The organism is Amycolatopsis sp. lyj-108 (assembly GCF_046549005.1).
GTDB lineage: Bacteria > Actinomycetota > Actinomycetes > Mycobacteriales > Pseudonocardiaceae > Amycolatopsis.
In genome coordinates this window covers 251,079-272,946 of record NZ_JAJPWQ010000002.1, presented here as the reverse complement: position 1 = coordinate 272,946, position 21,868 = coordinate 251,079, and the positions used below count along the sequence as shown (strand labels likewise).

The 21,868-nt window shown below is 69.0% G+C and carries 19 protein-coding genes; 10 read left to right on the top strand and 9 right to left on the bottom strand.

Features of this window, described 5'->3' with window-relative positions:
- Positions 1–26: 26 nt before the first annotated feature.
- A complete protein-coding gene (locus ACLJO0_RS07495; protein WP_125791496.1) occupies positions 27–170 on the bottom strand; it encodes a SapB/AmfS family lanthipeptide in 144 nt (47 codons plus the stop codon).
- A 40-nt stretch (positions 171–210) separates the two neighbouring features.
- Positions 211–2,772: a class III lanthionine synthetase LanKC gene (gene lanKC / locus ACLJO0_RS07490; RefSeq protein ID WP_410577171.1), complete on the bottom strand. Its 2,562-nt coding sequence runs from the start codon at positions 2,770–2,772 to the stop codon at positions 211–213.
- 426 nt (positions 2,773–3,198) lie between these two features.
- Here lanKC and ACLJO0_RS07485 point away from each other — a divergent pair, with 426 nt between their 5' ends.
- On the top strand, positions 3,199–3,564 hold the full coding sequence (locus tag ACLJO0_RS07485; protein WP_410577170.1) for a hypothetical protein: 366 nt from the start codon (positions 3,199–3,201) through the stop codon (positions 3,562–3,564).
- Positions 3,557–3,979, top strand: coding sequence for a hypothetical protein (locus ACLJO0_RS07480; protein WP_410577169.1), 423 nt, complete (start codon positions 3,557–3,559; stop codon positions 3,977–3,979). Before ACLJO0_RS07485 ends, ACLJO0_RS07480 begins: the two co-directional genes overlap by 8 nt.
- Before the next feature lie 128 nt (positions 3,980–4,107).
- Here ACLJO0_RS07480 and ACLJO0_RS07475 read toward each other — a convergent pair whose 3' ends face one another.
- Positions 4,108–5,094: an MCE family protein gene (locus ACLJO0_RS07475; RefSeq protein WP_410577168.1), complete on the bottom strand. Its 987-nt coding sequence runs from the start codon at positions 5,092–5,094 to the stop codon at positions 4,108–4,110.
- Between the two features lie 104 nt (positions 5,095–5,198).
- The gene (locus ACLJO0_RS07470) at positions 5,199–5,591 is read right to left on the bottom strand and encodes a MerR family transcriptional regulator (RefSeq protein ID WP_410577167.1); all 393 of its coding nucleotides are present in this window, start codon (positions 5,589–5,591) and stop codon (positions 5,199–5,201) included.
- A gap of 55 nt (positions 5,592–5,646) precedes the next feature.
- On the opposite strand from ACLJO0_RS07470, the gene ACLJO0_RS07465 reads away from it, so the two are divergent.
- Positions 5,647–6,606, top strand: a complete 960-nt coding sequence (locus tag ACLJO0_RS07465; RefSeq protein ID WP_410577166.1) for an SDR family NAD(P)-dependent oxidoreductase — start codon at positions 5,647–5,649, stop codon at positions 6,604–6,606.
- 278 nt (positions 6,607–6,884) lie between these two features.
- Here the strand turns inward: ACLJO0_RS07465 and ACLJO0_RS07460 are convergent, their stop codons facing one another.
- Positions 6,885–7,976, bottom strand: a complete 1,092-nt coding sequence (locus tag ACLJO0_RS07460; RefSeq protein WP_410577165.1) for an alpha/beta hydrolase family protein — start codon at positions 7,974–7,976, stop codon at positions 6,885–6,887.
- A 139-nt stretch (positions 7,977–8,115) separates the two neighbouring features.
- Here ACLJO0_RS07460 and ACLJO0_RS07455 point away from each other — a divergent pair, with 139 nt between their 5' ends.
- Together ACLJO0_RS07455 and ACLJO0_RS07450 are read left to right on the top strand one after the other, a co-directional pair.
- Complete coding sequence (locus ACLJO0_RS07455) at positions 8,116–9,318, top strand: sensor histidine kinase (protein ID WP_410577164.1); 1,203 nt, start codon at positions 8,116–8,118, stop codon at positions 9,316–9,318.
- Positions 9,315–9,962, top strand: a complete 648-nt coding sequence (locus ACLJO0_RS07450) for a response regulator (protein ID WP_410577163.1) — start codon at positions 9,315–9,317, stop codon at positions 9,960–9,962. Before ACLJO0_RS07455 ends, ACLJO0_RS07450 begins: the two co-directional genes overlap by 4 nt.
- On the opposite strand, the gene ACLJO0_RS07445 is transcribed toward ACLJO0_RS07450, so the two are convergent.
- Both ACLJO0_RS07445 and ACLJO0_RS07440 read right to left on the bottom strand, forming a co-directional pair.
- A complete protein-coding gene (locus tag ACLJO0_RS07445) occupies positions 9,952–10,596 on the bottom strand; it encodes a GNAT family N-acetyltransferase (RefSeq protein ID WP_410577162.1) in 645 nt (214 codons plus the stop codon). The two genes, ACLJO0_RS07450 and ACLJO0_RS07445, sit on opposite strands and share 11 nt — an antisense overlap.
- 103 nt (positions 10,597–10,699) lie before the next feature.
- Positions 10,700–10,903 carry a cold-shock protein gene (locus tag ACLJO0_RS07440; protein ID WP_005149851.1) on the bottom strand — a complete coding sequence of 68 codons (204 nt, stop codon included), beginning with the start codon at positions 10,901–10,903 and terminating at the stop codon, positions 10,700–10,702.
- A 222-nt stretch (positions 10,904–11,125) separates the two neighbouring features.
- On the opposite strand from ACLJO0_RS07440, the gene ACLJO0_RS07435 reads away from it, so the two are divergent.
- Together ACLJO0_RS07435 and ACLJO0_RS07430 are read left to right on the top strand one after the other, a co-directional pair.
- On the top strand, positions 11,126–12,037 hold the full coding sequence (locus tag ACLJO0_RS07435) for an alpha/beta fold hydrolase (RefSeq protein ID WP_410577161.1): 912 nt from the start codon (positions 11,126–11,128) through the stop codon (positions 12,035–12,037).
- Entirely contained in the window at positions 11,998–12,744 is a 747-nt protein-coding gene (locus ACLJO0_RS07430) for a MerR family transcriptional regulator (RefSeq protein ID WP_410577160.1), read from the top strand. The genes ACLJO0_RS07435 and ACLJO0_RS07430 overlap by 40 nt, the downstream gene beginning before the upstream one ends.
- On the opposite strand, the gene ACLJO0_RS07425 is transcribed toward ACLJO0_RS07430, so the two are convergent.
- Complete coding sequence (locus ACLJO0_RS07425) at positions 12,711–14,231, bottom strand: nucleobase:cation symporter-2 family protein (protein ID WP_410577159.1); 1,521 nt, start codon at positions 14,229–14,231, stop codon at positions 12,711–12,713. The genes ACLJO0_RS07430 and ACLJO0_RS07425 overlap by 34 nt on opposite strands.
- A gap of 212 nt (positions 14,232–14,443) precedes the next feature.
- Here ACLJO0_RS07425 and ACLJO0_RS07420 point away from each other — a divergent pair, with 212 nt between their 5' ends.
- From ACLJO0_RS07420 to ACLJO0_RS07410, 3 genes are all read left to right on the top strand, one after another.
- Complete coding sequence (locus ACLJO0_RS07420) at positions 14,444–18,907, top strand: DUF6531 domain-containing protein (protein ID WP_410577158.1); 4,464 nt, start codon at positions 14,444–14,446, stop codon at positions 18,905–18,907.
- A gap of 69 nt (positions 18,908–18,976) precedes the next feature.
- Positions 18,977–20,185 carry an amidohydrolase family protein gene (locus tag ACLJO0_RS07415; protein WP_410577157.1) on the top strand — a complete coding sequence of 403 codons (1,209 nt, stop codon included), beginning with the start codon at positions 18,977–18,979 and terminating at the stop codon, positions 20,183–20,185.
- A gap of 286 nt (positions 20,186–20,471) precedes the next feature.
- Positions 20,472–21,305: an SCO6745 family protein gene (locus tag ACLJO0_RS07410; protein ID WP_410577156.1), complete on the top strand. Its 834-nt coding sequence runs from the start codon at positions 20,472–20,474 to the stop codon at positions 21,303–21,305.
- On the opposite strand, the gene ACLJO0_RS07405 is transcribed toward ACLJO0_RS07410, so the two are convergent.
- Positions 21,273–21,860, bottom strand: coding sequence for a dihydrofolate reductase family protein (locus tag ACLJO0_RS07405; RefSeq protein ID WP_410577155.1), 588 nt, complete (start codon positions 21,858–21,860; stop codon positions 21,273–21,275). The genes ACLJO0_RS07410 and ACLJO0_RS07405 overlap by 33 nt on opposite strands.
- Between the last annotated feature and the right edge of the window lie 8 nt (positions 21,861–21,868).

Genomic DNA, 21,868 nt, shown 5'->3' with positions numbered 1-21,868 from the left:
CCGCACCCTCGGTGATCAGTCTGCGATCAGTGGCAGGTCAGCAGGCTGATCGTGCTGTTGGCGCAGGAGGCCAGCAGGCTGAGGTTGCTCGCGCCGCCGTGGCTGCCACCGCCGCCGCCCTCGAGAACCTCGGGGGTTTCCATGGCCTGCAGGTCGAGAACCAGTTCCATGATCATGTTCCCTTTCGTTGTTTTTCTCTTCCGCCGATCGTCAGCGACCGGCAGTTCGGGGGGACAGGAAAGGCAGTGCGGCCTTCCCGTCCAGGGTGGCGGCGAGGGCGAGCAGAACGCCCGCGCCACCGGTGACGACGTCCATCGACAGCCGCAGCAACTGGTTGCCGGGGAACGCCAGGCCGCCCTTGTACGGCACCGCGTACCAGGCCAGCCGGGAAAGATGCAGGTCGATGGCGTCGCGGACAGGCCGGTCCGGTTCGGCGCCCATGGCAAGCGCGGTCATCAGCCCGCCCCGGCCGAACAGCAGACCGGGATGGATGACGAACTCGCCGCGGCACGCTTCACGCAGGCCGGGAAGGCTCTTCAACGCCTTCGCGTCGGGACGGTGCTTCGCCAGTTCCTCGGCGACCATGAGGATCCCGGCGCTGCCGACACCCGCGTAGGGCAGCGTCCGGGTCTCGCCGTCGCGGACCTGCAGCGAGCCGTCGTCGGACTCGGCGCACTCCTCGATGTCCCGCTCCAGCGCCTGGTCGGCGAAGGACAGCCAGCCCTGTTCGCGAGTGCGCTCGAACAGCCGGACGAACAGCAACGCCGCACCGGACCAGCCGTTGAGCAGCCCGGCCCTGGCGAAGTCGCCCGGCGGGTCGGCGGTTTCGAGTGCTTCGGCGAGCCGGACGGCGGTGGCGAGTGCCTGCCTGCCGAACTCGTTGTCCTTGCGGGCCACCGCGAAGTGCAGCTGGGTGAGCCCGATCCCGGACAGGCCGCCTTCCAGACCGTGGTCGGTCGTCTGCTCGACCAGCGTCGCCGACGCCGACAGCAGCTTGGTGGCCTCGTCCCGGTATCCGAGCTCTTCGAGGACGTACGCGATGCCGTAGGAGCCGTCGTAGAAACCCGGTCGTCCCGGCGGATCGCGGCGGATCGAGTCCAGCAGCCAGCGTTCGTGCTCCCGGTGACGCTCGCCGCCGGCCGTTTTCAGCGCGTGAAGGACGCCGGCCGCGCCGTAGCCGAAGCACGCTCCGCCGACGCGGAACTGTTCGATGTCGCCGGGGAAGAGCCGGTCGGTGCGTTCGGGGGTCGCGCTGGCGAGGATCGCCTCGATGATCTGCTTGCGGACCAGCGCCCAGTCCGGCTTGTCCTGGTCGAGTTCGGTCTCGCTCGACAGCGAAGGGCCGTTCCGGGGCGCGAGCTCGGCGACGATCGAGTCGGCGTAGCCCTCCGGGACGTCGAAGCGCCGCTGGACGAAGTCCGCGAGCCCGCGCAGCTTCGCCGGAGCGAGCTCGAGGAGCGTCGTGAGCGGCAAGAAGATCCAGAGCTTCAGGACGGCGAGCGCGTACTCGTCGACCTCGAACCCGTTCCGGTCCCGCGGAGCGCGGAAACCGGGGGCTCCGAGGGCGGGCCGCGTGCCGGCTTCGACGTCGGACGCCATCTCGAAGTCGATCAGCGAGACGGAGTCGTCCTTCCCGTCCTCGCCGTCGCCGCCGTCGATCAGGATGTTCTGGGAGTGCAGGTCGCCGAAGACGATGCCGCGGTCGTGCACCTCCCCGACCATCGCCTCCACCCGCCGGATCAGCGCCAACGCGCGTTCGGTGTACGCGACGATGTCGGCCTCGGTGGTGTCACGCCGGGTGAGCGGATAGTTGCGGGCGAGCCAGTTGCCGAGCGAGACGCCCGGCATGTACTCCATCGCCAGGAAGTGGTGCTCCCAGACGGTGAAGCGGTCGAAGGCGGTGGGGATGCCGTCGATGCCCTTCAGCCGGTCCAGCACCTCGTGCTCGCGGCGGAGGCGTTCGACGGCGTCGACCTCGTCGCGGTCCAGGCCGGCGAACGGCCTGGCCTCCTTGAGGACCACCCGCTCGTCGTCGGCCTTCCGGTCGGCGAGGTACACGCCACCGCCGTTGGAGAAGTGCAGCGAGCTTTTCACCTGATAGGGGAACCGATCCGCGCCGCCTCCCTTGCGAGCTGCGAGATGAGGGGCGAGGAACTCCGGAATCGTCACCCAGTCAGGTACGGAGAAGGTCGGTTCGCGCTTATCCGGGACCAGCGTGCCGTCCGGTTTACGGACCGCGAGGACCCGCTTGCCGTCGAGTTCGACCCATTGCTCGGCAAATCCGCCGTAGCGGACGTAGAGCGGCCCGGCACCATACCGGAGATCACTGAGAATGTATGCCCCGGGTTCCCCGTCGAGCTTCGCGGACAACTCGACGAGAAGGCGCTCGAGCTCGTTGTTGTCAGCTGGATAAAGAGTGAGCAACTTTCCGCTTCCGTCACGCGGAGCGTATTTCGAATTCCTTGCCAGCACGGTGCCCCGCGAACGCAGATGCTTGTAGGCCACCTCGTGCTCGACACAATGCTCGTGCACCTTCACGAGCACACGCTCGGCGTTGCCCAAACCTGCGGACACGTGGATTTTCCAGCCCTGCAAGGGAAGGTTTCGAGCATCAGGATGCAGCAGCCGCCATACTCCGCGCACTCCGGTGCGCCAGCCCGACTCGGGAGCGGGCAACAGGGAGGCGAAATCGTCGGCGGCGTCCCCGTTTTCCCGCTGCTCATCGAAGAACAGAGGATCGGCGAAGCAATACGCTTCGTACCGGACGTCCATCGAGCGCCCCCTCCTTGGCACCAATCGGATGGGCCATGTGCACCATCGCGATGGAGAATATTCCACCCGCCGGATAGCGAACGGCCAATCCGCCATACCGGGGGTTCGCATGGGCTGTTCAGGGTCGTGAATTCGAAACCTACCGAATAGTAGGGGTACCCAGCGTGAGATCAACTCGGATTTCAACCACCCGGTCGGTGTGTAACAGGAACGGACCGACGTCGTAATCCCTGGTCGAAGCGCCGAAAACAATAACCACCGCCGAATTGGCCGAACGCCAACCCCAACGCGCTTCGTGATCTATTCACCCGCGGTCTGGACCACTTCCGCCCCTCGTGGCGCCCGCCACGCGGGCCACCGGTCGCCCGCCGGCGGAGATCGGCACGGAGGTACGTTGTCGCCGGTGGAGCAGTCAAGGAGGCGGACGTGATCACAGGCTTCGCGGTGACCGTCGCGAGCTGCGCGACGCTGGTCGCGATATGGAGTTTCGTGCAGTCCGCACGCAAGAAGCTGCCGGACAACGCACTGCTCGGCGGCCTCGCCGTGGTCGAACTCCTCCTGGTGGCTCAGCTCGTGATCGGCGTCGTACAGCTGATCGGCGGCGGCCGCCCCGGCAGCATGGCCACCTATCTCGCGTATCTGATCGGCTGCCTGGTCGTGCTCCCGCTCGGGACCTTCTGGGCGCTGGCCGAGCGCACCCGGTCGAGCACCGCGATCCTCGGCATCGCCTGCCTCGCCATCCCGGTGATGGTGCTCCGGCTGCACGAGGTCTGGGCGGGCGCCAGTGCCTGAGGAAACCGAGGAGAAGACGGTGGACACCGCGGCGGACAAGGCCTCCGGCCCGGGACGGATCCTGGTCGCCGTGTACGCGATCTTCGCGCTGGCGGCGACCTCACGCGCCGCCGTGCAGATCAGCACCAAATTCCACGAAGCCCCGCTGGCCTACGCGCTCTCCGCGTTCGCGGCCGTCGTCTACCTCCTGGCCACCGTGGCACTGGCCCGCCGCGGCGCGGGATGGTGGCGGATCGCGCTGGCCGCCTGCGGCGTCGAACTGCTCGGCGTGCTGACCGTCGGCACGTTCAGCCTCTTCGACCGCGAGGCCTTCCCGCACGCCACCGTGTGGTCGGTGTACGGACAGGGCTACCTCTTCATCCCGCTGGTGCTGCCGGTGATCGGGCTCTTCTGGTTGCGGCGGACGAAGCCCTGACGGGTCCGGGGCTCGTGAGTAGCCCCGACACCGAACTCGCGTGATCGAACACGTATCTCGCGTGATCAGAGGCGTATTTCGCGTGATTGGAGGCGTATCTCGCGTGTCACGACTTAGCCCTCGAACCGTCACTTGTCGAAACAGCCCTTTTCGTTGAGCGGGCCGAAGGTGGGAAGGACGAGCCCGCACAGGTAGCCGTCGATCCAGCGCCCGTTGCCCGCGACGTTGGTCAGCACCCGGATCGCCGGCGCGAACGCGGCGATCCCCTTGGCCAGCGAGTCCTGGTTGCGTTGCAGCATCGACGTCAGCCGGTCGAGTTGTTCGAGCACCGGCCCGAGTTGCCCGTCGTTGTCGGCGACGATGCCGTCGAGCGCGGTCGCGAGCCGTTTCGAGCCGTCGAGCAGGTCCTTGATCGCCTGCTGCCGGGTGGCGATCGCGCGCAGCAGCGCGTTGCCGTCCTGGATCAGCCGCTGGACCTCGGCGTCGCGGTCGACGAGGGTCTGCGAGACCTGCCGCGTGTTCGCGACCAGCGTCCGGAGTTGCCGGTCGCGGGAAGCGATGGTGCCGGAGAGCTTCGAGATCCCGTCGAGTGCGGCGCGGACGTCGGACGGCGTATCGGCGAAGGTCGCCGAAATCGTGTCGAAGCTTTTCGCGAGCTGATCGACGTCGATCGCGTCGACGGTTTTCGACAAATCCCGAAACGCTTCAAGGACGTCGTACGGCGCGGTGGTCCGCCGCAGCGGGATCGGGTCGCCCGGATCGAGGATCACTTCGCCGCGCGGATCGAGCGCCAAGTACTTCTGTCCCAGGACGTTCTTGATCTGAATGGACGCGCTCGTCGCGTCGCCGACCCAGGCGTCCTTCACCCGGAAGGAGATGAGCACGCGATCGCCTTCGAGGTCGATCTCGGCCACCTTGCCGACCTTCACGCCGGCGATCCGGACGTCGTTGTCCACGCGCAGCCCGCCCGCGTCGGAGAATTCGGCGGAATAGGTGACGCCGCCGCCGATCACCGGCAGGGCGTCGGCGTTCAGCGCCGCCGCCATCCCGAGGGCCATCGTGGCGAGACCGGCGATCGCCGTCTTGACCGGATCCATCGCGCCGAAGGACCGCATCGCCTCACCTCGCAGGTCACGAGCGGCAAAGCTTAGGGGGCGTTCCTGCCCATCGCCAGGTGAAACGTTGCACCGATCGGGTGGCAACGTCTGTCCACTGTGGACTACCGCCAGAGCTCGTTCGCCGTCCCCCGCGCGACATGCTCCTCGTAGATCTCGACCTTCCGGGTGATCAGTTCGAGGCAGTCGGCCAGTTCGGCGATCCGGTCGCGGACGGTGTTCTGGTGGTCCCGGAGCAGCTCCAGCCGCTTTTCCTCGTTTCCCGGCCCCTGCCGGACGAGTTCGGCGAAGGCGCGGATGGTGGCGAGCGGCATTCCGGACGCCCGGAATTTCGTGCAGTTCAGCAGCCATTCGACGTCGTGTTCGGTGTACACGCGGCGGCCGTTCGCGTCCCGTTTCACCGGCGAAGCGAGCAGTCCTTCCTTCTCGTAGAAGCGAAGCGCGTGCACGCTGAGGCCTGTCCGCTCGGTGACCTTGCCGATCGCGAGTTCCGTCACCTCGCCGACGATAGCGCTTGTCCTAGAGTGCCCTCTAGCTCCTAGCGTTCGCCCCATGAGCACCTCACAACACAAGATCGGGTCCGGCTTCGGCGCGCGCAGCACCGCAGGGGAAGTACTGAGCGGGATCGACCTTTCGGGCAAGGTCGCCGTCGTCACCGGCGGATATTCGGGGCTGGGCCTGGAAACCACGCGGGCCTTGGCGAACGCGGGCGCGCACGTGGTCGTCCCCGCCCGCCGTCCGGCCGACGCCGAGGCCGCGCTCGCCGGGATCCCCGGCACCGAGGTCGGCGAGCTCGACCTCGCCGATCTGACCAGCGTCGAGGCCTTCGCCCGCGGGTTCCTCGGCACCGGGCGCCCGGTCGATCTGCTGATCGCGAACGCGGGGATCATGGCCGCGCCGGAACGGCGGGTCGGCCACGGCTGGGAGTCGCATTTCGCGATCTGCCACCTCGGCCACCACGCCCTGGTGAACCGGCTCTGGCCCGCGCTGAAGGCGGCGGGCGGCGCGCGCGTCGTCACGGTGTCCTCCTCCGGTCACCACTCCTCGCCGATGCGCTGGGACGACGTCCAGTTCGAGCGCGGCTACGACCGGTGGCTCGCCTACGGCCAGGCCAAGACGGCGAACGTGCTGTTCGCGGTGCGGCTGGACACGCTCGGCGCCGAACACGGGATCCGCGCGTTCAGCCTGCATCCGGGTGCCATCCTCACTCCCCTGCAACGGCATCTGCGACAGGAGGAGATGGTCGAGCGCGGCTGGATCGACGAGCACGGCGACCAGGCCGACCCGAGCTTCAAGTCGCCGGAGCAGGGCGCGGCCACGCAGGTCTGGGCGGCGACGTCGCCACTGCTCGACGGGATGGGCGGGCTCTACTGCGAGGACTGTGACGTCGCCGAAGTCGCCGCCGAAGAGGGCGAGTGGGTGGGCGTGCGCCCGTATGCGATCGACGCCGGTGAGGCCGCGCGGCTCTGGGAGCTCTCCGAAGACCTCACCGGCGTCTCTCGCTCTTATTGAGGGCAAGTCAAACGTGTCGTGGCGGGGGGTGTCGCTTCTGTGTAGGCGTTCTCCTGGCAGTGAGGGCCTCCTTGCCTACCCTGACGGTAGTGAAGGAGGCTTTCGCTACCGTCGGATGTGGTCCCTGGTGGCAGTGGGACGGCTGTGACCTCGGCGGCTGGTCGTGACTCGCGTGCCTGGATGCCGCACACGGGAGTGCGGAGTCTGAACACGCGAGTGCGGTGTCGCGTCACCCAGCCCGCCGTCTCGCCCGAGAAACGACACGTTTGCCTTACCCCTCAATAGTTCCAGAACTTGATCTCGGGGTTGCCCGCCACCGGCCCGTCGAGCAGCGGCTGATGCCCGCCGCGCAGGTTCTTGTCGAAGAACGCGGAGACGTACGCCCTGGTCAGCTCCATGCCTCGCTCGCCACCGAGCAGACCGGGCTGGCTCAGGCCGAGCTGCTCACCGAGTACGCCGACATCGGTGAAGGACGCGTGCCCGGCCGCCGCGACGCTGATCCAGCGCTTCCAGCCGGTGAGGTTCGGCCAGCTGCCCGCCCAGGTCGTGTCCGGACCGGCCGGGGTGTACTCGCTCTCGCGGCCGAGCAGCAGGAACGGCCGGTCGATCCCGGACGCGGGGATCGGCGACCACAGCCTGCCGTCCAGGTCGGCACCCGCACGGATCCGCTGGTCGTCGACCATCGCGGTCGGCGTGCTGTATCCGCCGATGGAATGCCCCGCCATGCCGATGCGGGTCCGGTCGATCAGCCGCGACCAGGGTGACGAAGGCCTGGTCAGCGTGTCGAGGACGAAGGAGACGTCCGCGGAACGGATCGGCGGCAGCAGTTTCGAGTCGGAGCCGCACGCGGCGCATTCGGTGACGTGGCCGTCCGGGAACGCCGTGCCGTGGGACTCATAGTTGTGGCCGATGAGCGCGACGACGAACCCCTTGCTCGCCAGCTCTTCCGCGAGCCCGGTGAGCGTCGTGCGCGGTTTGCCGAATCCCGGCGACAGGACGACGAGCGCGCGCTTTCCGGGCCGGGCAGGGGCGTCGACCCTCGCGCTGGTCCGGATCCCGGAGACCAGGCCGGGGTCGATGTCGGGCAGACCCGATTCGGTCAGGAACGCCTTGGCCTCGGCGAAGGTGAGGTACGGCCGCTTCGGGCCGATCGGCAGCAGCGCCGGATAGAACATCGACACCATCAGCTCGCGCGGCCCGGACGGCACCCACGGGTCCTTGCGCGAGGTGTCGACGAGGTGCAGGTCGGTGGAACCGAGGGGATGCGAGCCGGTCGGCGGTGGCAACGTCAGTCGCGGGGCCGCCGCGGCCGGGCTCGCCATGGCCGCCATGCCGGCGAGGGCGAGCAGTGCGACGAGAAGCCTTCTCATGAGCGTTCCGTTTCTGTCGAGGATCTTCCTTCCCCCACCCTGGAGCCCGGCGACGTATTCGCGCGTCTGTCGCAAGGCGTATCCCGGGGTCTGCCGTAAGAGGGATCCGCGCCGCCCGATGCGGGATTACGCTCGACTGGTGCTGGCCTTCCTCAGGAATCACCCGAGAGCCGTCGACCGCGGCCTGACCCTCCTCATCGGACTGTCCACTGTGGTCACCGCCGATGACCCGGAGGGCTTCGAGTGGTGGCTGGCCTCCTTGGTGGCCTTGGCTTCTTTGCTCGTCCGGCACCGGAACCCCACGATCACCTTCGCGGCCGGAGGCACGGTCTCGCTGCTGCATCTGGCGATGGGCAACGATCTCAAACCCGTCGACGTCGTGGCGTTGATCGGCCTCTTCTCCGTCGCGGCCTGGGGATCGCGCCGGCTTTCGCTAGGCCTGCTGGCAGCGGGGCTGTTCGTCGCTGGAGCGTGGTCTTTCTATGCGTCCGAAGCGAACACGCGGACCCCGGGCCCGACGCCACCTCGACTCATCATCATCGATCGCCTGGCACCGGCCGACACCGACGCCGAAGACCATCAAGTGCAGGACTGGGGCGGTTTTCCGGCTATCGGCCTGTCGCTCGGCGTTGCGTGGCTGGCCGGGCTGAACACGCGGCAGCGCCGGATCAGGCTGTCGGTGCTGGAACAGCGGGCCGCCGATCTCGAACGCGAGCGTGACACCCAGGCCGCGCTGGCCGTGGCCGCCGAACGCGGCCGGATCAGCCGCGAACTGCACGACGTCGTCGCGCACGCGCTTTCCGTGGTGGTCCTGCAGGCGCAGGGCGCCCAGGCGGAACTGGAGCGGCGGCCCGAGCGATCGCGGGAGGCGCTGGACGCCATCGTCGACACCGGGCGGACCGCGTTGAGCGAGATCCGGCGGCTGCTCGGCGCGCTCGGCCAGGACGAGCCGGACTGGGAACCCCGGCCCGGTGCGGAACGCCTGCCGCGGCTGGCCGCCGACATCCGGTCCGCGGGCACGCCGGTCGACTTCCACGTCGAAGGGGAACCACGGCCACTTTCGTCCACAGTGGACCTGGCGGCCTACCGGATCGTGCAGGAGTCGCTGACGAACGTGCTGAAACACGCCGGTCCGGACGCGGCGGTGACTATCGTGATGCGGTACGAGCCCGGGACACTGGGGATCGAGGTGACCGACGACGGCGTCGCGGCCGAAGCGCCGTCCGGCACCGGCCACGGCCTCGAAGGGATGCGGGAGCGAGTGAACGTACTGGGCGGCACCTTCGAAGCGGGACCACGGCCGGACCGCGGCTTCGCCGTCCGCGCGTCCCTGCCGTCATGACGATCCGGGTGGTCATCGCCGACGACCAGACGCTCGTGCGCACCGGCCTGCGGATGATCCTGGACAACGCGGACGACATCGACGTCGTCGGCGAGGCGGGGAACGGCGCCGAGGCCGTCGCGCTGGTCGCGGAGCTCGATCCCGACGTCGTGCTCATGGACATCCGGATGCCCGAAATGGACGGCGTCGAGGCCACCGCCGCGATCGCCGCGGCCTATCGCACCCGCGTCCTGGTGCTGACCACCTTCGACCTGGACGAATACGTCTACGCCGCGCTCCAGGCGGGCGCGAGCGGCTTCCTGCTCAAGGACTCGCTGGCACCGGATCTGCTCGCCGGCGTCCGCGTGGTCGCCGGCGGCGAGGCCACCCTGGCTCCCACCGTCACCCGCCGGCTGCTCGACCGTGTCGTCACCGGCCTGCCCACGTCGCCACCGGACGACAGGCTCGCGCTGCTCACCGGACGCGAACACGAGGTGCTCCAGCAGCTGGCGCGCGGCCTGTCCAACGCCGAGATCGCCGGACTGCTGTACCTCTCGCCGGGGACGGTGAAGACGCACGTCGGCCGGATCCTCACGAAACTGGGCCTCCGCGACCGCGTCCAGGCCGTCGTCTTCGCCTACGAATCCGGGATGATCAGCCGCTGACCGCGGCGGGCGTGCGCCAGTGCTTGCCGCGCCGGGGCCGCCGGTGCTGGCCGCGCCTGCCGAGTTCACGCAGGTCGTCCGACGGGCGGGCGGCGAACTCCTCGGCGGTGATGCCCATCCGCACGAGGTACTTGATCTCGCCGCGCACCACCTCGGTGTCGCGCAGCCTGCCTTCCTCGCGGAAGCCGAGCCCGCCGTGCAGCGAAAGCGACGCGAGGTTACCGCCGTACACGGTGACCTCGCATTTGCGGAAGCCGCGCCGGCCGAACATATGCGCCAGGAGGACGGTGATGGCGTCCGTGGCGTAGCCGCAGCGCTGGTGACGAGGGGCGATCCCGATGCCGTAGCCGAACCGGCCGGTCACCGGGTCGGCGCCGATGGTGCAGACCGACCCGACCAGCATCCGGCCGCGCACCGTCTCGATGCCGAAGTGGATGTCGTCGCCCGAGGATCCCGAACGGTGCGAGGCCCAGTGCCGGTGTCCGCCACCGATCAGCGGCGTCGCCTCGCGGGCCATGTCACGGTCGAACCCCATCAGGACCCGGCGGTCGCGGAGACCGACCTCGCGCAACCGCACCTTCCGCCCGACCTGCTCGGGCTCCAGGGCGGTGCGGCTCACCGCGTCCGGCCGCACGACTGCTCACGAACGATCACAAGCATGCTTGGACGATATCGGTACCCGAAAACGCCCGAAGGCCCCCACCCGGTACGGATGGAGGCCTTCGGCGTGAAGAAAGTCAGATGGCGACGACGCGCTGGGCCTGCGGGCCCTTCTGACCTTGGCCGATCTCGAACTCGACGCGCTGCCCTTCGTCCAGGGACTTGAAACCGCTGCCCTGGATCTCCGAGTAGTGCACGAAAACGTCCGGTCCGCCGTCGTCCTGAGCGATGAAGCCGAAGCCCTTTTCGCCGTTGAACCACTTAACGCTGCCCTGAGCCATACTTTTCTACCTGCTCTTCATAGCGAGTCTGAGCCCATTCGATGCCCCGATCTCGCCGTCTATTGTCGCAGGTCTTGCCGAGATGCACACGTCGCCGTCCCAAATTAATACAGATCGCCTGGTCAACGGCACCCTCGGCGGGTCGCCGGGCGCGTCGGATCGCCGATTTCCGCCGTCTTCGGGCTTGACCTTGACCCTGCGTCAGGGTCGGAGCCTTGCCGCATGACGACCACACCCCCGCTCGGAGAGTTCCAGGAGATCGACGGCCGCCGCCTTTTCGTACACCGGTCGGGCCACGGCGGGCCCGCCGTCGTGTTCTTGCCGGGGGCGAGCGCGGTCGGCTTGGACTACTTCGGTGTCCACCAGGAGGTCGCGCGGTTCACCACCGCCGTGCTGTACGACCGCGGCGGCACGGGCTACAGCGACGCGCTCCCGCTGCCCCGCGGCGCCACCGCGGTCGCCACGGAACTGCGCGAGCTGCTCCTCGCCCAGGGCGTCGCCGCCCCGTATGTGCTCGCAGCGCACTCCCTCGGCGGCCTCTACGCGCATCGGTTCGCGCAGCTGTACCCCCGAGAGGTGGCCGGGCTGGTCTTCCTGGACGCCCTCCACCCCCGCTGGGACGACTTCATGCCGCCCGCGGCGAGCCTGGCCGAGGCCGAGCGGCCGGGACCCGAGCCGGACCGCCAGGCCCTCCGCGCGATGCACGCCGAGCTGCGCGCGGGCTACCCGGACGACGTGGGCCTGCCGCTGATCGAGGCCAAGGTGAGCGACGAATGGCTCCGCGCCGGTGCCGCTGAACGCACCGGGCTGGTCGCGCTCGCCGACGAACTGCGAGGCGGGCCGGACCTCCCCGACGTCCCGGCGATCGCGCTCACCGTCGTCGGCACCGACGCCGGGCATCCGTCGCAGGAGATCAACGAGGCCAAGACGAAGATGGACGCCGAGCGGATGAGCGGGTTCTCCCGCGGGGAGCAGCGGGTGATCTTCGACACACTCCACCACCGGCTCTGCTTCGACCGCCCCGATGCCGTGGTCCAGGCGATCCGCGACGTCGTAGCGTGGTGGGCCGGGGGGTCGTACGGACAGGAGGACGGGTGCTCACGATCGGCAGGCTCGCGGCGACCGCCGGGGTGACCGTGCGTGCCGTTCGCCACTACCACCACATCGGCCTGCTGCCCGAGCCCGAACGCGACGCCTCCGGCTACCGCCGCTACAGCGCCCAGGCGGCGGTGGACCTCATCCGGATCAAGACGCTCGCGGACGCGGGGGTGCCCTTGGCCCGCGTCGACGCGCTGCTGCACGCGGAGCCTGCCGAGTTCGCCGCCGCCATCGCCGGCATCGACGCCGAACTGCGGCGCAAGATCGACCGGCTCACCGAAAACCGCCACCGGATCGCCGAACTGACCGGCGGCGAACGGCTCATCCTGCCGCCCGGCGTGGTCGCCCTCCTGGAGCGGATGCGCGGCCTCGGCGTCAGCGAGCAGCGGGTGCTGCTCGAACGTGACGCGTGGATCCTGATGCAGGCGCTGGATCCGCGCGCCATGCCGGAGCGGCTGCGGGACAAGAACGCCGCCTTCGACGATCCCGAGACGCTGCGTGTCTACCTGGCCTGCGACCAGGCGGTCGGCTGGGATCCGCGCGATCCCCGTCTCGACCGGCTCATCGAAGACCTGGACGCCTGGGAGATCGAACACGAACGGGACGGCGGGCGGCCGGGATACCGCGAGCTGGTGGTGTCCCGGATCTCCGAGGCGTCACCGGCATGGCAACGCATCGTCGGCGAACTCGCCCACCGTGCCCGGTCGCGTCAGTGCCCTTCGGGTTCGGAGCCGATCCGGTAGGGCACGGGCTTGCCGTCCGCGTCCCGCACCGGGACCGGATTGCCGTCGGCGTCCACGATCTTGCCGTCGACGATCCTGTCGCCGTCCTTGAGCCGCGAGAAGGCCTTGAGATCGGAGTAGTCGATCACCCTGGTCGCCGTCGCGAACACCGACGGGTCGCGGCCCTTGCCCGGCTTCAGGTGGTTGAACAGCAGATTCAGCACGACGGCCATGAGCGCGGCGGAGCTGATCCCCGAGTGGAAGATGGTGCCGACCCACACCGGGAAGTGGTGGTAGAACTCCGGCGCCGCGATCGGGACCATGCCCAGCCCGACGGAAGCCGCGACGATCACCAGGTTCATGTTCCCGTTGTAGTCCACTTTGGACAATGTCCTGATCCCGGACGCCGCGACCGTGCCGAACAGTACGAGGCCTGCCCCGCCCAGCACCGGGTACGGGATCGCGGCGACCACCCTGCCGAGTACCGGGAGCATGCCGAGGACCAGCAGGATCACGCCGCCCGCGGTCACCACGAACCGGCTCCTGACGCCGGTGATCGCGACGAGGCCGACGTTCTGGGCGAACGCGCTCTGCATGAACCCGTTGAAGACCGGCGCGATCGCCGAGGACGCCATGTCGGCGCGCAGCCCGTCGCCGATCCGGCGTTTGCCGACCCGGGTGCCGACGATCTCCCCCACCGCGAGCATGTCGGCCGTGGTCTCGGTGAGGGTCACGAGCACGACGATGAACATCGACACGATGGCGGCGACGTCGAAGGTCGGCGCGCCGAAACCGAACGGGGTCGGCACCGCGAAGATCGGGCCGTCCCAGACCCGGGAGAAGTCGGCCTTGCCCAGTACGGCGGCCAGCACGGTGCCCACCACGATCGACAGGAGGATCGAGAGCCGCGAGATGGCCGGGACGGCGACCTTGCTGAGCAGCAGCACGATCGCCAGCGTCATCGCGGCCAGCCCGACGTTGGAGACCGAGCCGAACTCCGGCGACTTGGTGTTGTTGCCCATCGCCCACTGGGCCGCGACCGGCATCAGGCTGAGCCCGATCACGGTGATCACCGTCCCGGTGACGACCGGCGGGAAGTACTTCACCAGCCGGGAGAACACCGGCGTAATGAGCAGGCCGAGCAGCGCGGACGCGATCACGGAGCCGAACACGGCGGGCAGCCCGCCATCGGCCACGATCGCGGTCATCGTCGCCACGCCCGCGAAGGAAGTGCCCTGGACCAGCGGCAGCCGGGAGCCGAAGAAGGGCACGCCGAACGACTGCAGGATCGTCGCCAAACCGCCGATGAACAGGCACGACGCGACGAGCAGCCCGATTTCGGCAGTCGAAACGCCCGCGGCGCCGCCGATGATCAGGGGCGGCGCGATGATCCCGCCGTACATCGTCAGGACGTGCTGGATGCCGTAAGTGAAACTCTTGCCGATCCCGAGCCGTTCGTCCTCGGGCCTGCCGCCTGCCGCCGGTTCGGCCTGCGTCCTCTTCACCATGGATCCGCCTCTCCGTCGAAGCGAGCGATGCGGGGCAATTTCAATCTGCGGAGGTTAACTTCCACATCGCAGAATTTGCAAGACCCTGCCCGTAGGGGTCGTCCTCCCGGCGCGCGGACAAAGATCCTTTCCGCACAGGGGCACCGGAGCGCGGCGGTGGTAGAAATCAGCTGCCCAGTCGGCGAGGGTCCCGAGGCAGAAAGACGGCACAAATGGCGAATCCGCTGGTCGCTGAACGTCAGGACTCCACCAAGGGCCACTCCGGTGTCCCGCTGCTGGAATCGGCGATCGACCTCAAAGAGGGCATCGAGAAGGGCGACTGGGCCGCGGTCGCGATGGGTGCCGTCGGGACCGCTCTCGACGCGCTGTCGATGGCCATGGATCCGTTCGGTTCGATCCTCGCCGCGGGCGTCGGCTGGCTGCTGGAACACGTCGGCCCGCTCTCCGACGCGCTCGACGCCCTAACCGGCGACGCGGATCAGATCAAGGCGCAGGCCGAGACCTGGTCCAACATCGCCAAGGAACTCGGCGCCATCGGCACGGATCTGTCCGACCTGGTCAAGGCCGACCTGCAGACGTGGGCGGGCGACGCCGCCGACCGTTACCGCGAACGGTCCCAGGACACGGTCACCGTGCTCACCGCCGCGCAGAAGGGCTGCGAAGGAGCCTCGAGCGGAGTCAAGACCGCTGGCGAGGTCGTCGCCGCAGTCCGCACGCTCGTCCGCGACATCATCGCCGAACTCGTCGGCCACCTCATCAGCTGGGCGCTGCAGGTGCTGTTCACCCTCGGCATCGGCCTGACGTGGGTGGTGCCGCAGGTCGTGACCGCGGTCGCCAAGACCGCGTCGAAGATCGCCGACCTCACCACCAAGCTCGTCAAGGCGCTCAAGGGCCTGATGCCGCTGCTGAAGAAGGCCGACACGCTCTTCGACGACGCCGCCAAAGCGCTGCGCAAACTCCAAAGCGGCAAGGTGGACGCTCCGCCGCCGCCCAAGACCAAGGGCGGGAACGATCGCGGGATCGACCCCAAGAAGGACAAGGACGACGACAGCACCACCAGCTCCAGCGCCGACGGCAACAGTGGCGGCGGCAGTAAGGGCGGCGACGGCAACACCAACGACAAGGGCAACAACACCAAGAACGACAACGACCAGACGAACACCAGCGGCACCGGAAACGGCGGCACCCGCGACCGGGGCGGCAACAACGACTCCACGAAGAAGGACGGCAACGGCGACCGGTCGACATCGTCGGATTCCAAGAACTACTGCGGTGACCCCGTCGACGTCGCGACCGGCGAGGTCGTCATGACCCAGGTCGACGTGACGCTGCCCGGTGACGCGGCGGATCTGGAGCTTTCCCGCACGCATCTGTCGTCCTACGGCGCCGGCCGATGGTTCGGTCCATCTTGGACGTCCACAATGGACCAGCGATTGGTCTTCGCGGGCGACCGGATCCGGTTCTACGCCGAAGACGGGATGGTGCTGGATTACCCCATCCCGGCCCACGAACCCGTTTTGCCGCAGCAGGGTCCGCGCCACCGGCTGCGCCGCGCTCCGGACGGTTACCGGCTGTCGATCGGCGATCGCGAGCTGCTCTTCGCCGGCGTCCGCGGCGTCTTGCCGCTCAGGGCCATCGAACAGAACGGAAGCCGCACGGAGTTCGGCTACGCGGCCGATGGCACGCCCGCGAGCATCCGCCGTGACGACGGCGTCGAACTCGCGATCGGCACCGCGAACGGGCGGATCGTCGCGCTCGGGGCTCCGGGGCAGCCGCCGCTGGTGAGTTTCTCGTACAACCGGCTCGGCCAGCTGAGTACGGTCACCGACTACGCCGGTCGCCCCATGGCACTCGACTACGACTTCAGCCACCGCCTCGTCGGCTGGCGCGACCGCACGGGCACTTGGTACCGCTACGTCTATGACGACGCCGGCCGCTGCGTCCGCGCCGTGGGCGCGAACGGCTACTACAACGCGACCTTCGTCTACGAGCCCGGCACGACCCGGCACACCGACGCCCTCGGCCACACGTGGACGTATCGCCTCAATGACGCCAAACAGCTGATCGAACGCGTCGACCCGCTGGGCAACTCCCGGCGCTACAGCTGGAACCGGCGCGACGAGCTTCTGTCCCAAGTGGACGAACTCGGCCGCGAGACCGGCTACGAGTACGGCGACGACGGCGAACTGGTGGCCGTCCACCGCCCCGCGGGCTCCACCGTGCGGCTGGCGCCCGCCGCCGACGGCGAGGTCCGGCTGTCGGCGGGCGAAGCCCAGCGGGTGGTCCCCGAATTCGATCCGGCCACCACCCTGGCGGGCACCGGGCTGCCGGTGCACATCCCGGACGCGCCGAATCCGCTCGACGACGAACCCGTGACGGACCGCCCCGGCGACCGCGACCTGTTCGGCCGCCCGCGTCTCACGTACACGGCTTCCGGCGGCGAAGCGCGGCTCGGCTGGACGGCCGACGGCCGCCGTGCCTGGCGGCTCGGCCCGCACGGCGGTCGCGAGACGTGGGTGCACGACGCGGAAGGTCACGTCGTCGAGCACCGTGACGCGACGGGCGCCGCGCGGCGCCGCAAGTACGGCCCGTTCGGTCTCGTCATGGAGGAGACCGACGCCGCGGGCGCGCGCACGCTGTACACCTACGACGGCGAACTGCGGCTCACCTCGGTGACCAACCCGAACGGCCTCACCTGGCAATACGTCCGCGACGCCGCGGGCAGGCTCGTCGAGGAGGTCGACTACGACGGCCGCCGGATCGGCTACGCCTACGACGCGGCGGGCCAGCTGCTCCGCATGACCAACGGCACGGGTGACGCGACCGAGTACGACTACGACCTTCAGGGCAACATCGTCGCCCGGCGTACCCCGGACGACGTCACGTCGTACGAATACGACGCGCTCGGCAGGATGACCGTCGCCGAGAACACCGAGTCGCGGGTCGAACTGGTCCACGACGGCGATCAGGTCGTCGTCGACACGATCAACGGGCTCGGCGTGTGCCTGCGCCACGACGGCGAAACGCTCGTCCGCCGCACATCGTCCGGTGTGGACAGTGAGTGGCGCTTCAGCGAAGCCGGACTGCCGAGTTCCCTGCGGATCGCCGGTCACGAGGTCGGCTTCGCCTACGACGCCGCCGGACGGGAGATCACGCGCAGCGTCGACGGCACCGTGGTGCTCCGGCGCCGATTCGACGCGGAAGACCGGCTCGCCGAAGAGGACATCGCGGGTGTCGGGCGGCGCGTCTACCGCTACCGCCCGGACGGCAGGCTCGCCGCCGTCGACGACGCGATCCGGCCATGGCAGCTCTCCTTCGACCCCGCGGGCCGGGTCAGCGAGGCGCGCGGACCCGCCGGCGTCGAACGGTTCACCCACGACGCGGCGGGCAACCTCGCCGTCGACGAGACCCACTACAGCGATGACGAGCGGGGCAGGGTCACCGCCGATCGGTCGTGCGTCTACGAATGGGACCACCTCGACCGGCTGCGTTCCGCGCGCACACCCGACGGCGCGTTCTGGACCTACCACTACGACCCGCTCGGGCGGCGGTTCGCCAAACGCCGCTGGCTGCTCGGCCCGGAAGGGGAAGCCGAGCTCACCTTCGACGTCCGGTTCCTGTGGAGCGGGATGAACGTCGTCGAGCGGATGGATTACGACCCCGCCGACGAGTCCTACCGGCTCTTCACCTGGGAGCGCTACGACGACGACCGTCCCGTCGTCCAGGTCGAGCGCACCGGCGCTCTCGAAGACGCCGTGTTCCGTGCCGTGATCACGTCGCCCGCGGGAACGCCGACCGAGTTGCTCGACGAGCACGGCACGCTGGTCTGGCAGGACCGCAGCAGTTTCTGGGGCGTGCCGTTGCCCGGCGCGGACACCGCGGCGATGCCGCTGGCGTTCCCCGGCCAGCACCGCGACGAGGAAACCGGGCTGCACTACAACGTTTTCCGGTACTACGACCCGCGAACTTCGCGGTACCTCAGCCAGGACCCGCTCGGACTCGCCGCCGCGGCCAACCCCGTCGGCTATGTCGAGCAGCCGCTGCTCATCGGCGACCCGCTCGGCCTGGCCGGTTCCTGCGGCAAGACCGGGCCGGGCAGTCAGCAGCGGCCCCAGCCGGCCGGCCCCAGTGCGCAGCCGCCGCCGCTGCGAAGGAGCCCGAGGAAACCTCCCATCAACGTCGACAAGATGTCGAAGGAGGAATTCGACAAGTTCAAGCCGAAACTCGACGAGATCCTGAAGGCGGACAAGCACTTCTTCTGGTCCGGCGGCACCAAGAAACGCAAACGCGGGGAAGACGACGAGTACCTCGGTTCGGTCGAGGAGAAGGCCACCAAGATCGCGAAGCAGAACGGCGGCAACACCCTCGAAGGAACGCTCAAGGACAACAACGTCAAGATGCCAGGGTGGATCAACGATCCCAACGACCCGAGGAAACCGCTCGTCCAGGAGAAATGGGACTACGTCTCCGAAACCTTCGCCAAGAACTCCAACAAGGACACGCACGTGGTCTTCCCCTACTGGCCGGGCAAGGGACACGACGTCTACCCGCATCGCCGCGACGACAACGTGTTCGACGTGACCGAGTACCCGAGGCTCGAGAAGATGGGGATCGACGACATCACCAAGCACAACGCGGAAACCGGGCACACCCGCCCGTACCGGCACACCAAGTGAGTCACCTGACGTTGCTCCAGCTCCCCCGCTTTGGTATACCAAAGGAGTGCGTCGAGAAAGGTGTTCACCGTGTTGATCCGTGACGTCCGCCCGTGGGGTGGACAGCACAGCGACGTCGAAGTGGCCGATGGCCGGATCACCGCGGTACGGCCGCACGATCCCGCCGCCACGACGGCACCCGACACGGTCGACGGGCGCGGGCGGCTGCTGTTCCCGTCGTTCAGCGACGTGCACGTCCACCTGGACTCGACCCGGATCGGCCTGCCGTTCCGGCCGCATACGGGTGCGCCGGGCGTGTGGGCGATGATGCTGAACGACCGCGAGAACTGGCGCGAAGCCGAGGTCCCGCTGCCCGAACGCGTCGCCGGGACGCTGGAACGGATGATCGCCAACGGCACCACCCGCGTGCGCACGTACGCGCAGGTGGACGTCGACTGCCGGCTCGAGAAGCTCGACGCCGTACTCGCCGCGAAGGAGCGCTTCGCCAAGCACGCGGACGTCGAGATCATGGCGTTCCCGCAGGCCGGCATCCTGCGCGAGCCCGGCACCGTGGACGTGCTGGAGGCCTCACTGCGCTCGGGCGCCACGGTCGTCGGCGGGATCGACCCGTGCTCACTGGACAAGGACCCAAAGGGACATCTCGACGTCGTGTTCGGGCTCGCCGAGAAGTACGGCGTCGAGGTGGACATCCACCTGCACGAACCGGGTCACCTCGGCGTTTTCTCGACCGACCTGGTGATCGAACGGGTCCGCGCGCTGGACATGCGCGGCAAGGTGACGATGTCGCACGCGTACGAACTGGGCTCGATCTCGGAATCGGTGAGCCGCCGCCTGATCGACACCTTCGCGGAGCTGGACATCGCGATGGCGACCGTCGCGCCGTCCGTCGATGGCCAGCTGTCCCTCGCGGACCTCACGACCGCGGGCGTGCGCGTCGGCCTCGGCGAGGACGGCCAGCGGGACTACTGGAGCCCGTACGGGAACTGCGATCTGCTCGACCGCACCTGGCAGCTGGCCTTCACGAACGGCTTCCGCCGCGACGACCTCATCGAGATGGCGCTGGCCGTCGCCACGATGGGCGGCGCGTCGATCATGAGCCACGACGTCCCGCGGCTCGCGGGTGTCGCCGACCGGCCCGGCGTGGCCGTCGGCGACCGCGCCGACCTGGTGCTGGTGGACGGTGAGACCCCGACGAGCGCGGTGATGGACCGCGGCAAGGACCGCACGGTCCTGCACGACGGCGTCGTCGTGGCGGACGGGCTTTCGGTGCTCGGTTAGTGAGGGGTGTCGTGGTCGTGGGGTGGGGTCGGCGGTGAGGTGAAGGCGTCCTTCGTCGCGTCTGATGCGGTGAAGGGCGCTTCGCGCCCGTTCGTTCGGGGGGGTGGGCGGAGCTAAGCCGTGACTCGCGTGTTTGGACGCGTAACTCGCGTGTTTGGACGCGTAACTCGCCCTCAATAAGGCGTCGGCAGGCCGTGCGAGGCCCGATGTCGAATCCCGGATGAGTCGTTCGTGGAGTAAGTGAGCGGCCGCCACGAGGGCGCCGCCACGACCACAGGGGATGAGAATGTCGCACCCGGAACCCGTCGCCCGCCGCATGTACGACCTGGTCGAGCCCATCGGCCTGGTGCCCTACTTCGCCGACGAGCCGGACGAGGCCCTGATGGCGCTGGGCCTGCGCAATCAGTGGGACGCCTACTTCGCCGGGCGGGCCGCGCCGTTCGGCCGGTCGGTTCCGGCCGAGGTGATCCACGCGATCTTCTACAACTTCGCCCCCGGCGAGGTGGCACGCCACCTCCCGAAGGTCTGGGAGCTGACCACGCCCGAGGAAGCGCTGGCCGCCCGAGAGCGGGGATGCGTCGCCGGAATCCGTCGGATCGTCGGCGACCTCGCCGACGACCCCGGTGTCGCGCGCGCCGGCGACCTCCTGATGAAAGCGGCGACCAGCGCACCGATCGAGGGACGCGCCCTCTACGCCGCTGTCCGCACGCTTCCGGTCCCGCGCGAGCCGGTGGCCAGGCTGTGGCACGCGGCCAACTTGCTGCGCGAGCATCGCGGCGACGGCCACACCGTCGCTTTGGTGACCGAGGGCATCGGCGGGACCGAGGCCCACGTGCTGCACGCCCTGTCCATCGACATGCCCGCGAAGGAGTTCGGCCGGGTCGGCCACCTCCCCGCCGCGCAGCTGACCGCGGTCATCGACGGTATGCGCGACCGCGGCCTGGTCGGGGCCGACGGCCGGCTCACCGCAGACGGCCGGGCCACGAAGGAACGAGTCGAAGCGCTGACCGACAAGCTCGCGGAAGCGCCGTACATCGCCTTGAGCCCCGGCGAACTCGACGGCCTCGTCACCGACCTCGAACCGGTTTCAGCGGTTCTCCGTCCGGCCTTCCCGTGGTAGCCGCCCGACGCGATAGCGCAGGTGGGTAGCGGTCCCGGCGACGGGTTCGCCCTGCGGGACCAGCTCGCCAAGGTGCCCGGCGAACACGGCGGTCCCCTGCCCCAGCACCACTGGGGAGAGGTGGAGGTAGACCTCGTCGAGCAGGTCCAAGGCGAGCAGTTGCCCGGCGACGTCGGCGCCCAGCACGAGTACGTCCTTGTCGCCCGCGGCTTCTTTGGCACGCCGGACCGCGGCCTCCAGTCCGTCGAAGGCGAACGTGCCGCCGTTGTCGCCGAGCAGGTCTTCCCTGGTCCGGTGGGTGACCACGAAACTCGGGACGCCGGGCCAAGGCGTTCCGCCCCACGGCCGCAGACCGAGGTCGAAGGTGTGCCTTCCGATGACGGTCGCCCCGACCATCGCGTTCACTTCGTCGCGGACGCGGGCGTCGGGCCCTGCACCGGCCATCCATTCGTGCAGTCGTTCGCCGCCGTCACCCATGGGCTCGTCGGCCCGCACGTTCGGTCCGGCGGTGAATCCGTCCAGCGACATCGACACGTCCAGCACCACCTTGCTCATCGCAAGGC